We start from the raw sequence: 12,461 nt of genomic DNA, 5'->3' as shown, positions 1-12,461 counted from the left end.
AGAGAGCACGATGCCCCACGCCGCCACCATTTCCCCTGAGCCGCAACGCGCGGATGACGCCGAGCAGCAGAGCCGCGACGGCCTGGAGCAGGCGTTCGCCTTGTTCGACCAGATGTCGACCCAGCTCAGTCAGTCCTACAACCTGCTCGAGGCCCGGGTTACCGAGCTCAAGGGCGAACTGGAAGTGGTCAGTGCCCAGCGTATGGCCGAGCTGGCGGAAAAGGAGCGTCTGGCCAATCGCTTGCAGAACCTGCTGGACCTTTTGCCTGGTGGGGTGATTGTCATCGATGGTCATGGTCTGGTGCGCGAGGCCAACCCGACGGCCGGGGAACTGCTTGGCGAGCCGCTGGTGGGGGAGTTGTGGCGTCAGGTGATTGCACGCAGCTTTGCTCCGCGGGAAGACGATGGCCACGAGATTTCCCTGCGCGATGGTCGTCGCCTCTCCATCTCGACGCGTTCGCTGGATGCCGAGCCCGGTCAGTTGGTGCTGCTCAACGATCTCACCGAAACCCGGCATCTGCAGGCCCAGCTCGCCCGTCACGAGCGGCTTTCCACTCTCGGGCGGATGGTCGCCTCGCTGGCTCATCAGATCCGTACGCCGCTGTCTGCGGCCTTGCTCTACGCCAGCCACCTGGCCGAGCAGGACCTGCCGCTGGACACCCGCCAGCGTTTCGCCGGCAACCTCAAGGAGCGCCTGCATGAGCTGGAGCATCAGGTCCGTGACATGCTGGTGTTCGCCCGTGGCGAGTTGCCGCTGACCGAGCGCCTGACCCCCAAGGCGCTGTTCCAGGCGCTGCAGCAAGCGGCGCAGACCCAGGTTCAAGGTCATGAGGTGCGCTGGCAGTGCGATAGCCACCTCGGTGAGCTGCTATGCAACCGCGACACCCTGGTGGGTGCGTTGCTCAACCTGATCGAGAACGGCCTGCAGGCCAGTGGCGATCGCGCGCGCCTGAAGATTCACCTGTATCGCCGAAGCAACACCCTGCGCCTGTGCGTCAGCGATGCGGGGGCGGGTATCGACGCCGCGCTGCTGCAACGCCTGGGCGAACCCTTCCTGACCACCAAGGCAACCGGCACCGGTCTCGGGCTGGCAGTGGTGACGGCGGTTGCCCGTGCGCACCAGGGGGAGTTGCACCTGCGTTCGCGCCAGGGGCGCGGCACTTGCGCCATCGTCACCTTGCCATTGATTGGCGCGGCGACGGAGGTGTCGGCATGAGCGCGATCAAGGTCCTGCTGGTCGAAGACGACCGCTCCCTGCGCCAGGCCCTGGGTGACACCCTGGAACTGGGTGGTTTCACCTATTGTGCCGCCGGCTCGGCGGAAGAGGCGTTGGAGAGGGTTGCGGCCGAGTCGTTCAGCCTGGTGGTCAGCGACGTCAATATGCCGGGCATGGATGGGCACCAGTTGCTGGCACGCCTGCGTGCGGTGCAACCCCAATTGCCGGTGCTGCTGATGACCGCTCATGCCGCGGTGGAGCGGGCGGTGGATGCGATTCGCCAAGGCGCGGCGGACTACCTGGTCAAGCCATTCGAGCCGCGAGCTCTGCTCGACCTGGTCGCTCGCCATGCGCTGGGTGCTGCCAGCGGCGCCGACGCTGAGGGCCCGATAGCCTGCGAGCCGGCCAGTGCGCAACTGCTCGAGTTGGCTGCGCGGGTCGCGCGCAGCGATTCCACTGTGCTGATTTCTGGCGAGTCGGGGACCGGCAAGGAAGTGCTGGCGCGCTATATCCACCAGCAATCGCCGCGGGCCAGTGAGGCTTTCGTGGCGATCAACTGCGCGGCGATCCCTGACAACATGCTCGAAGCCACCCTGTTCGGTCACGAGAAAGGCTCGTTCACCGGCGCCATCGCGGCGCAGGCCGGAAAGTTCGAGCAGGCCGACGGCGGCACGCTGCTGCTGGACGAGATTTCCGAAATGCCCCTGGGCCTGCAGGCCAAGCTGTTGCGGGTATTGCAGGAGCGCGAAGTGGAGCGGGTTGGCGGGCGCAAGCCGATACCCCTGGATATCCGCGTGGTTGCCACGACCAACCGCGACCTGGCGGGCGAAGTGGCAGCGGGGCGTTTCCGTGAAGACCTGTTCTATCGCCTGTCGGTGTTCCCGCTGGCCTGGCGCCCGTTGAGAGAACGGAGCGCCGACATTCTGCCATTGGCCGAGCGTCTGCTATTGCGCCACGTCAATAAAATGAAGCACGCGCCGGTTAGGCTCTCCGAGGAAGCCAAGGCGTGCCTGCAAGGCTATCCGTGGCCAGGCAACGTGCGTGAACTGGACAATGCGATCCAGCGTGCACTGATCCTGCAGCAGGGCGGGGTGATCGCCGCTGCGGACTTCTGCCTGGCCGGCGTGCTGCCGGTGCTGGCGCCGCAGCCGCTCAAGGTTGCGGCCCCCGTGGCGGCAGCGGCTGAAACACAGGAGCCGGGCGGGCTGGGTGACGACTTGCGCCGGCATGAATTCCAGATGATCATCGACACCCTTCGCGCTGAGCGCGGCCGCCGCAAGGAGGCCGCCGAGCGTTTGGGCATCAGTCCGCGGACGCTGCGCTACAAGCTGGCGCAGATGCGTGATGCAGGTATGGATGTCGAAGCCAGCCTGTACGCCACGGGGCTTTGAGGATGGATGGTCATCGTTTTGCAAAATCGTTGGGCGTAGCTGGCACTCTTGTTGCTAAGTCCTGTTCATCCGCTGCGTGAGTGTCAAAAATCTGCGGGCCGTCGGAGAGAGAAGTTCATGAGCCAAGGTGTTGAATTCAATCGGTTGATGCTGGACATGCGCGCCATGCAGGCGGAAGCCATGTCGGCGCCGAAGGCCGTGCAGTCGCCTGCCGAACTGGGGCAGAGCAGTTTCGCCGACATGCTGGGTCAGGCCATCAACAAGGTCAACGACACCCAGCAGGCTTCCACGCAACTGGCCAATGCCTTCGAGATCGGCAAGAGCGGGGTCGACCTGACCGACGTGATGATCGCCTCGCAGAAGGCCAGCGTGTCGTTCCAGGCCCTGACCCAGGTGCGCAACAAGCTGGTCCAGTCGTATCAAGACATCATGCAGATGCCGGTTTAAGGCGGGATTTGATTCATGGCCGATGCAGTCGTCGATAACGTGCCCGCCAAGGGCAGCCCGCCAGCGCCAAAACCGCCGCTGTTCGGCATGTCGTTCCTGGAAAACCTCTCGCAGATGCCCATGCTGCGGCAGATCGGCCTGCTGGTCGGTCTGGCCGCCAGCGTGGCCATCGGTTTCGCCGTGGTCCTCTGGTCGCAGCAGCCGGACTACCGTCCGCTGTACGGCAGCCTCAGCGGCATGGACACCAAGCAGGTCATGGAAACCCTGGCGGCCGCAGACATCCCCTACAACGTCGAGCCCAATTCCGGTGCATTGCTGGTCAAGGCCGAGGACGTCTCCCGCGCGCGCCTGAAACTCGCCGCCGCCGGCGTGGCGCCAAGCGACGGCAACGTCGGCTTCGAGATCCTCGACAAGGAGCAAGGGCTCGGCACCAGCCAGTTCATGGAGGCCACCCGCTACCGTCGCGGCCTGGAAGGCGAGCTGGCGCGGACCATCTCCGCCCTGAGCAACGTCAAGGCCGCCCGCGTGCACCTGGCCATCCCGAAAAGCTCGGTGTTCGTGCGTGACGAGCGCAAGCCGAGCGCCTCGGTACTGGTCGAGCTGTACCCGGGGCGTTCGCTGGAAGCGGGCCAGGTCATGGCCATCGTCAACCTCGTGGCCACCAGCGTGCCGGAACTGGACAAGTCCCAGGTCACCGTGGTCGACCAAAAGGGCAACCTGCTCTCCAGCCAGTTGGAAAACACCGAACTCACCGTCGCCGGCAAGCAGTTCGACTACAGTCGGCGCATGGAAGCCCTGATGACCCAGCGGGTGCACAACATCCTGCAGCCGGTGCTGGGCAACGACCGCTACAAGGCCGAAGTCTCCGCCGACGTCGACTTCAGTGCCGTCGAATCCACCGCCGAACAGTTCAACCCGGACCAGCCTGCACTGCGCAGCGAGCAGTCGGTCAATGAGCAGCGCTCCAGCAGCTCCGGCCCGCAAGGCGTGCCCGGCGCGCTGAGCAACCAGCCGCCTGGCCCGGCCACGGCGCCACAGACCACCGGTGGCGGTGCCGCTGGCGCCGCAGCGGCGATCCAGCCCGGTCAGCCGCTCCTCGACGCCAACGGCCAGCAGGTCATGGATCCGGCCACCGGCCAGCCGATGCTCGCGCCGTATCCTGCGGACAAGCGCATCCAGTCGACCAAGAACTTCGAGCTGGACCGCTCCATCAGCCATACCCGCCAGCAGCAGGGTCGCCTGACCCGCCTGTCGGTCGCCGTGGTGGTGGACGACCAGGTCAAGATCGATCCCGCCAACGGCAACACCACCACCGTGCCGTGGAGTGCCGAGGACCTGTCGCGCTTCACCCGCCTGGTGCAGGACGCGGTGGGCTTCGATGCCAGCCGCGGCGACAGCGTCAGCGTGATCAACGTGCCGTTCGCCGCCGACCGTGGCGAGACCATCGCCGAGATCCCGTTCTACTCGCAGCCGTGGTTCTGGGACATCGTCAAGCAGGTGCTCGGTGTCCTGTTCATCCTCGTGCTGGTCTTCGGTGTCCTGCGTCCGGTGCTCAACAACATCACTGGCGGCGGCAAGCAGTCGGCCAGCGACAGCGACATGGAACTGGGCGGCATGATCGGTCTGGATGGCGAACTGGCCAACGATCGTGTGAGCCTGGGTGGTCCGCAAAGCATCCTCTTGCCTAGTCCGAGCGAGGGCTACGACGCCCAGCTCAACGCTATCAAGAGTCTGGTGGCAGAAGACCCGGGTCGCGTGGCCCAGGTCGTGAAAGAGTGGATCAACGCCGATGAGTGACAATCGAGCCCTGACTTCCAAGCTCACCCGGGTCGACAAGGCAGCCATCCTGCTGCTGTCGCTGGGCGAGACCGACGCCGCGCAGGTACTGCGGCACATGGGGCCGAAAGAGGTCCAGCGCGTAGGCGTGGCCATGGCGCAGATGGGCAACATCCATCGCGAGCAGGTCGAGCAGGTCATGAGCGAGTTCGTCGAGATCGTCGGCGACCAGACCAGCCTTGGCGTCGGTTCCGACGGCTATATCCGCAAGATGCTCACCCAGGCGCTGGGCGAGGACAAGGCCAACGGCCTGATCGACCGCATCCTTCTGGGCGGCAACACCAGCGGCCTGGACAGCCTGAAGTGGATGGAGCCGCGCGCTGTCGCTGACGTCATCCGCTACGAGCACCCGCAGATCCAGGCGATCGTCGTGGCTTACCTCGACCCCGATCAGGCTGGCGAGGTGCTGGGCAACTTCGATCACAAGGTGCGCCTGGACATCATTCTCCGCGTCTCCTCGCTGAACACCGTGCAGCCGGCGGCACTGAAGGAACTCAACCAGATCCTCGAGAAGCAGTTCTCCGGCAACTCCAACGCCGCCCGAACCACCCTGGGTGGCATCAAGCGCGCCGCGGACATCATGAACTTCCTCGACAGTTCGGTCGAAGGCCAGCTCATGGATGCGATTCGCGATATCGATGGCGATCTGTCCGAGCAGATCGAAGACCTCATGTTCGTCTTCAACAACCTGGCCGATGTGGACGACCGCGGCATCCAGGCGCTGCTGCGGGAAGTCTCCTCCGATGTGCTGGTGGTATCTCTCAAGGGTGCCGACGAGAAGGTCAAGGACAAGATTTTCAAGAACATGTCCAAGCGTGCGTCCGAGCTGCTGCGCGACGACCTGGAGGCCAAGGGCCCGGTCCGCGTCAGCGACGTCGAGACGGCGCAGAAGGAAATCCTCACCATCGCCCGCCGCATGGCCGAAGCCGGCGAAATCGTGCTGGGCGGCAAAGGTGCCGAAGAGATGATCTGATGGCTGGGCGCCGGTCCCTCGGGATCGGCGCCTTTTTCCAGGCAGCCCGCCAGTGGCAGCGCCTGGGCCCGATCATCCGCAACCCATTTTGAGCGCATGGAATCATGTCGACCAACGAGCATTTGAGTGAACTGATCCGCGCCCGCGACCTCGAGGGGTTCGACCGCTGGGCGCTGCCCAGTTTCGACCCTGAGCCTGAACCCGAGCCTGAACCTGAGCCGGAGCCCGAGGAAACCGTCGAGGAAGTCCCGCTGGAGGAAGTCCAGCCGCTGACCCTCGAAGAACTCGAAAGCATCCGCCAGGAGGCCTACAACGAGGGCTTTGCCACCGGCGAGCGCGAAGGTTTCCACAGCACCCAGCTCAAGGTCCGCCAGGAAGCCGAGGTGGCATTGAATGCCCGCCTGGAAAGCCTGGAGCAACTGATGGGGCATCTGCTGGAACCGATCGCCGAGCAGGACGCGCTGATCGAGAAGCAACTGGTGCACCTGGTCAGCCATATCGCCCGGGAAGTGATCGGCCGCGAATTGAAGACTGATTCCAGCCAGATCACCCATGTCCTGCGCGAAGCCCTGAAGCTGCTGCCCATGGGGGCCGAGAACATCCGCATCCATGTCAATCCCCAGGACTTCGCCCTGGCCAAGGCCCTGCGCGAGCGCCACGAGGAAAGCTGGAAGCTGCTCGAGGACGATTCCCTGCAGCCTGGCGGCTGCTGGGTAGAGACCGCCCACAGCCGCATCGACGCCACTGTCGAAACCCGAATCGAGAAGGCCCTGAAGCAACTGTTCGACCAGTTGCACGACCAGGGCCTGCACCCGGCCGCGCCGGACTTGCACATCGACCTGCAGGACAAGCACAAGGTGCCGGTCGAAGAAACGGAAACCAGCGATGCGCCTTGATCGCACCAGCTTCGCCACGCGCCTCGGCACCTACGCGGACGCCGTGCGTCTGCCCAGCCAGCCCGTGGTGGAAGGGCGCCTGCTGCGCATGGTCGGCCTGACCCTGGAGGCCGAAGGCCTGCGCGCTGCCATCGGCAGTCGCTGCAAGGTGATCAACGACGACAGCTACCATCCGGTGGAGGTCGAGGCCGAGGTCATGGGCTTTGCCGGCGGCAAGGTGTTCCTGATGCCGGTCGGCAGCGTCGCCGGCATCGCACCGGGCGCGCGGGTGGTGCCGCTGGACGACAGTGGTCGCCTGCCAATGGGCATGAGCATGCTCGGCCGGGTTCTGGACGGTGCCGGTCGTGCGCTGGACGGCAAGGGTGGAATGAAGGCCGAGGACTGGGTGCCGATGGATGGTCCGACCATCAACCCGCTGAACCGCGACCCCATCAGCCAGCCGCTGGACGTGGGTATTCGCAGCATCAACGGCCTTCTCACCGTTGGTCGTGGCCAGCGTCTTGGCCTGTTCGCCGGTACCGGCGTGGGTAAATCGGTGTTGCTGGGCATGATGACCCGCTTCACCGAAGCCGACATCATCGTGGTCGGGCTGATCGGCGAGCGGGGTCGCGAGGTGAAGGAATTCATCGAGCACATCCTCGGCACCGAGGGCCTCAAGCGTTCGGTGGTCGTTGCCTCGCCGGCGGACGATGCGCCGCTGATGCGTCTGCGCGCGGCGATGTACTGCACGCGGATCGCCGAATATTTCCGCGACAAGGGCAAGAACGTCCTGTTGCTGATGGATTCCCTGACCCGTTTCGCCCAGGCCCAGCGGGAAATCGCCCTGGCTATCGGCGAGCCGCCGGCGACCAAGGGTTATCCGCCTTCCGTGTTCGCCAAGCTGCCCAAGCTGGTGGAACGTGCCGGTAACGGCGAGGCCGGCGGTGGTTCGATCACCGCGTTCTACACCGTGCTGTCCGAGGGCGACGACCAGCAAGACCCGATCGCCGACTCGGCACGTGGCGTGCTCGACGGCCATATCGTGCTGTCACGGCGCCTGGCGGAGGAGGGGCACTACCCGGCTATCGATATCGAGGCGTCCATCAGCCGGGTCATGCCGCAGGTGGTCACCCCCGAGCAGATGACCCAGGCCCAGCAATTCAAGCAACTGTGGTCGCGCCTCTCGCAGAGTCGCGATCTGATCAGTGTCGGGGCCTACGTCGCCGGTGGTGACAAGGAAACCGACCTGGCCATCGCCCTGCAGCCGCGTCTCGTCGGCTTCTTGCGCCAGGGGCTGAACGAGAACGTCAGCCAGGAGCAGAGCCGCGACCAACTGGCAGGGGTGTTCGCCCCGCTTGCGCCGGGCTGATAGGCCATGGCCCAACCCAGCCGCGCCGCCCGCCTGGTTCCGGTGGTGGAGATGGCCGAGGACGCCGAGCGCAAGGCCGCGCAGCGTCTCGGTCACTTCCAGCAGCAGGTCAACCTGGCCCAGGCCAAGCTTGCCGAGCTCGACCAGTTCCGCGCCGACTACTCGCAACAATGGGTGCAGCGCGGCAGCCAGGGTGTGTCCGGCAAGTGGCTGGTGGGTTTCCAGCGCTTCCTTGGCCAGCTCGACACCGCGGTGGCCCAGCAGCACCAGAGCCTGACCTGGCACCAGAACAATCTTGAGAGTGCCCGCGGTACCTGGCAACAGGCCTATGCCCGGGTCGAGGGCCTGCGCAAGCTGGTCCAGCGCTATATCGAGGAAGCCCGTCTGCTGGAAGACAAGCGTGAGCAGAAGCTGCTCGACGAGCTCTCCCAGCGTCTGCCCCGGCACGATCACTTCTGAACACCGGGCGATGGTGGGCGCGCCTTGCCGGCGTGTCGGACCCCTGCTAAACCTGTAGAAGTCCGCTTTCGCCATTGTCGAAGGGAGCCTCAACATGGCCGTTGAATCCGAGCTGTCCCCGGACGGGAAAAAACTGACGATCCGTGTCAAGGGTCGTTTCGATTTCGGCAAGCATCAGGAATTCCGCAAGACCTACGAGGACGACACCGGACGCTCCTCCAGGCAGTTCGATGCGGTGGTGGTCGACCTCAAGGAGGCGACCTACCTCGACAGCTCGGCCCTCGGCATGTTGTTGCTTTTGCGTGACCATGCCGGCGAGGAGTCGCAGATCAGCGTGATCAACACCACGCCCGATGTGCGCAAGATCCTCGCGATTTCCAACTTCGAAAAGCTCTTCGAGATCAGTTGAGCCTCACCATGAGCAGCCAGCAAGCCCTCACCGTGATGATTGTCGAAGACGGCGCCACGGACCGTCTGCTGCTGGCGACCCTGGTGCGCAAGCAGGGGCATCGGGTATTGACCGCCGAGAACGGCATGCTGGCCGTGACGCTGTTCGCCGAGCAGCGTCCGCAGTTGGTGTTGCTGGATGCGGTGATGCCGGTGATGGATGGCTTCGAGGCGGCACGGCAGATCAAGGCGCTGGCCGGTGAAGAGCTGGTACCGATCATCTTCCTGACCTCGTTGACCGAGGACGAGGCGCTGGTGCGTTGCCTGGAGGCCGGCGGCGATGACTTTCTCGCCAAGCCCTACAGCCCGGTGGTGCTGGCTGCCAAGATCCGCGCGATGGACCGTCTGCGGCGTTTGCAGGCAACGGTGCTGGAGCAGCGCGACGAGATCTCGCGACATCATGATCACCTGCTGACCGAGCAGCGCGTGGCCAAGGCGGTGTTCGATCAGGTCGCCCATGCTGGCTGTCTCAGTGCACCTAATATCCGTTACCTGCAGTCACCCTACGCGCTGTTCAACGGTGATCTGCTGCTGGCGGCATTCACGCCTACCGGCGAGATGCATGTGCTGCTCGGTGACTTCACCGGCCATGGTCTGCCGGCGGCCGTGGGTGCGATGCCCCTGGCCGAGGTCTTTTATGGAATGACCGCCAAGGGCTATGGCCTGGCCGAGACCCTGCGGGAAATGAACGCCAAGCTCAAGCGCATACTGCCGGTGGACATGTTCTGCTGCGCGCTGCTGCTCAACCTGAGCTTTGAACGGCGCATGGTCGAGGTGTGGAACGGCGGCATGCCGGACGGCTATCTGTTGCCGGCGAAGGGCGGCGAAGCCATTCCACTGGTTTCGCGACACCTGCCGCTGGGGGTGCTGTCCGCCGAGCAGTTCGACGAGCATACCGATGTGTTACCGCTGGCCTTGGGCGATCGCCTGTTCCTGCTCTCCGACGGGGTGGTGGATACCTGTGACGAGACTGAGCAGCTATTCGGCGTCGAGCGCCTGCAGCGCGTGTTCGCCGACAATCAGGCGCCCGAACACCTGTTCGAGGATGTGCTGCAGGCCCTGGAAGCCTTTCGCGGGCGCTCGCGGGATGATGTCAGCATGCTGGAAATCACCGTGGTCGCGCCTGACCAGGTAGTGCCGCCGCCACTGATGTACTCCGATAGCGGGCAATCGAGTCCCCTGGACTGGTCGCTGTCCTTCGAATTCCGTGCCCAGACCCTCAAGCGCTTCAATCCCTTGCCCTGGCTGATGCAAGTACTGCAGGAGGTGCATGGCCTGCGCAAGCAGAGCGGGGCCTTGTACTGCGTGCTCAACGAGCTCTATGCCAACGCCCTGGAGCACGGGGTGCTGGGCCTGGATTCGGCACAGAAGCGCGATGCCAATGGTTTCAACGCCTATTATCAAGAACGCAACCGGCGTCTGGAGGCTCTGGACAGCGGCCATATCCGCCTCAATCTGCGAGTGGAACCGCGCAAGGGCGGTGGGCGTCTGATCATTGAAGTCGAGGACAGTGGCAGCGGCTTCGATGTTGCCAAAGTGCAGGTGCCGCCGCCCGTGGAGCAGCGGTTGAGTGGCCGGGGCCTGAACCTGGTACGCCGCCTGAGCCGGCAGGCCGAATGGACCGAGGGTGGGCGCCGGGCGCACGTGGAGTTCGCCTGGGATGCTCTGGCATAATCCGACTTGATCAAGGAGTGAACAAGTGTCCGATATTCATGTTGACCGCAAGGTATTGAGCGATCTTCAGGAGATCATGGAAGGGAATTACCTGAACCTGCTGGAAACCTTCCTCGCCGATTCCGAAGACCGCATTCGCCAGCTTTACAAGGCTCGCAGCGCGGACGATTTGGGTCGCGCCGCGCACAGTTTCAAGGGCAGCAGCAGCAACATGGGGGCTGTCGGCCTGGCCGAGCTGTGTCGCCAGTTGGAAGAGCGGGTCAAGACACATTCGCTGTTTGGCATCGAGGACCTGATCAACCAGATCGACCGTGAGTTCGCAGTGGTGCGCCAGGTCTACCGCGCCGAGCGCGAGCGGGTGCTGGTGGGTTGATTCACCTTTCCCCACCGCGTCAGGGCCAACCTGGCGTGACTTTTGCGTAGGCTTCGCTATTCGTGATGACGAGCTTCTGTAGCGGAGACCTTTTTCATGCCCGTCGCATCAAACCCATTGCTGCAATCCAGCCTTGCCGCCAAGAGCGCAAAGGCCCAGGCCGGCAGCCTGGACAAAGCCCAGCAGAGCCTCAACGACAAGGGTTCGGACTTTTCTCAGGTGTATGCGCAGCAGTCTCGGGACAAGACCGACAACAAGGTCGAGGTACCGGCGCGAGATCGTGACGGCGTCGACAAATCGACGGCAAACAGCGGCAAGGCCGATGGTCCCGGGCAAGGCAAGGTTGCCGATGGCGGCAACAAATTGCCTGACGAGCGCGATGACCAGGCCAAGCCCGCCGACGCGACCGACGACGACAGCGCGGTGGCCGACGGCGACAGTCAGCCCCTCGATGCCAGCCTGGTGGCTGGTCAACTGACCGACGCGCCCCAGGGGGCGCAATTGCTGCAGGCCCAGGCTGAAGCGGTGGCGCCGGTGATCCAGGCCGCCAGCCAGCAGGCCCAGGCTGCATCTGTCACGCCGCCAGCCACTGAAGACGACGCTTTCGACCCGGACGGCGATGCCCTGGCCGACCTGCCGGTACTGCGCCTGGCCCTGGAACAGAATGCCCAGGCCCAGGGCACCACCTCGACGCACGCCAAGCCAGCGACGACGGAAACCGCTCAATCCCAGCAGCCGGCTGTCAATACACTGGCGCAGATGCTCGAGCCGGCGGATGCCGATGGCGGGCAGACCGAAGGCGGCGACAAGGCCTTCGCCAACCTGATCGACGATGGCCTCAAGGACACCAAGAGCGCCAGCAGCGACACCCGCGTCGACGACTTCGCCAACCGCCTGGCCAGCCTGACCCAGGCCGTGACCGCCAAGACCGCCAATGCCGTGGCGCCTGCGCCGCTGCACCAACCCTTGGCGATGAACCAGAGCGGCTGGAGCGAAGGCCTGGTCAACCGGGTCATGTACCTGTCCAGCCAGAATCTCAAGTCCGCCGATATCCAACTGGAGCCGAAGGAGCTGGGGCGTCTCGACATCCGCGTGAACATGGGTGCCGATGCCACTCAGGTCACCTTCACCAGCGGCCATGCCGGCGTGCGCGAAAGCCTGGAAAGCCAGGTGCCGCGTCTGCGCGAGCTGTTCAGTCAGCAGGGCCTGGCCCAGCCGGACGTCAACGTCGCTGACCAGTCACGCCAGCAGCACAATGGCAGCCAGGATGACACGCCGAAGATGAGCGGCGTCGCTGGTCGACGTAATGCCGAGGGCGAGGAGGGTGAGGTGGCCGCGGCTGCGGCGACCGCGCCGGTGGAAACCGTCCTGGGCAACAGCACCGTCGACTACGTCGTCTGA

Annotated in this window: 12 protein-coding genes; all 12 read left to right on the top strand. The window is 64.7% G+C overall.

All coding sequences use genetic code 11. The features are described 5' to 3' along the window. Nucleotides 1-10: 10 nt before the first annotated feature. The 12 genes from AC5QPF_RS22680 (at nucleotide 11) to AC5QPF_RS22625 (ending at nucleotide 12,461) form a co-directional block, all read left to right on the top strand. Nucleotides 11-1,216: an ATP-binding protein gene (locus AC5QPF_RS22680; RefSeq protein ID WP_494959981.1), complete on the top strand. Its 1,206-nt coding sequence runs from the start codon at nucleotides 11-13 to the stop codon at nucleotides 1,214-1,216. After that, the gene (locus AC5QPF_RS22675; RefSeq protein ID WP_494959980.1) at nucleotides 1,213-2,607 is read left to right on the top strand and encodes a sigma 54-interacting transcriptional regulator; all 1,395 of its coding nucleotides are present in this window, start codon (nucleotides 1,213-1,215) and stop codon (nucleotides 2,605-2,607) included. Before AC5QPF_RS22680 ends, AC5QPF_RS22675 begins: the two co-directional genes overlap by 4 nt. A 117-nt stretch (nucleotides 2,608-2,724) precedes the next feature. Next, nucleotides 2,725-3,054 (top strand): flagellar hook-basal body complex protein FliE, encoded by a 330-nt coding sequence (gene fliE / locus AC5QPF_RS22670; RefSeq protein ID WP_494959979.1) that lies wholly within the window; start codon nucleotides 2,725-2,727, stop codon nucleotides 3,052-3,054. Nucleotides 3,055-3,069: 15 nt separating this feature from the next. Beyond that, entirely contained in the window at nucleotides 3,070-4,851 is a 1,782-nt protein-coding gene (gene fliF / locus AC5QPF_RS22665; RefSeq protein WP_494959978.1) for a flagellar basal-body MS-ring/collar protein FliF, read from the top strand. Continuing rightward, the gene (gene fliG / locus AC5QPF_RS22660) at nucleotides 4,844-5,863 is read left to right on the top strand and encodes a flagellar motor switch protein FliG (protein WP_494959977.1); all 1,020 of its coding nucleotides are present in this window, start codon (nucleotides 4,844-4,846) and stop codon (nucleotides 5,861-5,863) included. The genes fliF and fliG overlap by 8 nt, the downstream gene beginning before the upstream one ends. A 104-nt stretch (nucleotides 5,864-5,967) precedes the next feature. Further along, nucleotides 5,968-6,759: a flagellar assembly protein FliH gene (gene fliH, locus AC5QPF_RS22655; protein WP_494959976.1), complete on the top strand. Its 792-nt coding sequence runs from the start codon at nucleotides 5,968-5,970 to the stop codon at nucleotides 6,757-6,759. Further along, nucleotides 6,749-8,107, top strand: a complete 1,359-nt coding sequence (fliI, locus tag AC5QPF_RS22650) for a flagellar protein export ATPase FliI (RefSeq protein WP_494959975.1) — start codon at nucleotides 6,749-6,751, stop codon at nucleotides 8,105-8,107. The genes fliH and fliI overlap by 11 nt, the downstream gene beginning before the upstream one ends. Before the next feature lie 6 nt (nucleotides 8,108-8,113). After that, a complete protein-coding gene (fliJ, locus tag AC5QPF_RS22645; protein ID WP_494959974.1) occupies nucleotides 8,114-8,566 on the top strand; it encodes a flagellar export protein FliJ in 453 nt (150 codons plus the stop codon). A 94-nt stretch (nucleotides 8,567-8,660) separates the two neighbouring features. Next, nucleotides 8,661-8,975: an STAS domain-containing protein gene (locus AC5QPF_RS22640; protein WP_494959973.1), complete on the top strand. Its 315-nt coding sequence runs from the start codon at nucleotides 8,661-8,663 to the stop codon at nucleotides 8,973-8,975. Between the two features lie 8 nt (nucleotides 8,976-8,983). After that, on the top strand, nucleotides 8,984-10,687 hold the full coding sequence (locus AC5QPF_RS22635) for a SpoIIE family protein phosphatase (protein WP_494959972.1): 1,704 nt from the start codon (nucleotides 8,984-8,986) through the stop codon (nucleotides 10,685-10,687). Nucleotides 10,688-10,712: 25 nt separating this feature from the next. Continuing rightward, nucleotides 10,713-11,060, top strand: a complete 348-nt coding sequence (locus tag AC5QPF_RS22630) for an Hpt domain-containing protein (protein WP_494959971.1) — start codon at nucleotides 10,713-10,715, stop codon at nucleotides 11,058-11,060. A 96-nt stretch (nucleotides 11,061-11,156) separates the two neighbouring features. Continuing rightward, nucleotides 11,157-12,461: a flagellar hook-length control protein FliK gene (locus AC5QPF_RS22625; RefSeq protein ID WP_494959970.1), complete on the top strand. Its 1,305-nt coding sequence runs from the start codon at nucleotides 11,157-11,159 to the stop codon at nucleotides 12,459-12,461.

The organism is Pseudomonas sp. Con_6 (assembly GCF_059379395.1).
Note: the sequence above shows the minus strand (reverse complement) of the source record. Positions and strands in the feature narration are given on the sequence as shown.

Bases quoted from the DNA above. Each gene is read 5' to 3' on its own strand.
- AC5QPF_RS22680 (WP_494959981.1), top strand. From the start codon at position 11: ATGCCCCACGCCGCCACCATTTCCCCTGAGCCGCAACGCGCGGATGAC.
- AC5QPF_RS22675 (WP_494959980.1), top strand. From the start codon at position 1,213: ATGAGCGCGATCAAGGTCCTGCTGGTCGAAGACGACCGCTCCCTGCGC.
- fliE (WP_494959979.1), top strand. From the start codon at position 2,725: ATGAGCCAAGGTGTTGAATTCAATCGGTTGATGCTGGACATGCGCGCC.
- fliF (WP_494959978.1), top strand. From the start codon at position 3,070: ATGGCCGATGCAGTCGTCGATAACGTGCCCGCCAAGGGCAGCCCGCCA.
- fliG (WP_494959977.1), top strand. From the start codon at position 4,844: ATGAGTGACAATCGAGCCCTGACTTCCAAGCTCACCCGGGTCGACAAG.
- fliH (WP_494959976.1), top strand. From the start codon at position 5,968: ATGTCGACCAACGAGCATTTGAGTGAACTGATCCGCGCCCGCGACCTC.
- fliI (WP_494959975.1), top strand. From the start codon at position 6,749: ATGCGCCTTGATCGCACCAGCTTCGCCACGCGCCTCGGCACCTACGCG.
- fliJ (WP_494959974.1), top strand. From the start codon at position 8,114: ATGGCCCAACCCAGCCGCGCCGCCCGCCTGGTTCCGGTGGTGGAGATG.
- AC5QPF_RS22640 (WP_494959973.1), top strand. From the start codon at position 8,661: ATGGCCGTTGAATCCGAGCTGTCCCCGGACGGGAAAAAACTGACGATC.
- AC5QPF_RS22635 (WP_494959972.1), top strand. From the start codon at position 8,984: ATGAGCAGCCAGCAAGCCCTCACCGTGATGATTGTCGAAGACGGCGCC.
- AC5QPF_RS22625 (WP_494959970.1), top strand. From the start codon at position 11,157: ATGCCCGTCGCATCAAACCCATTGCTGCAATCCAGCCTTGCCGCCAAG.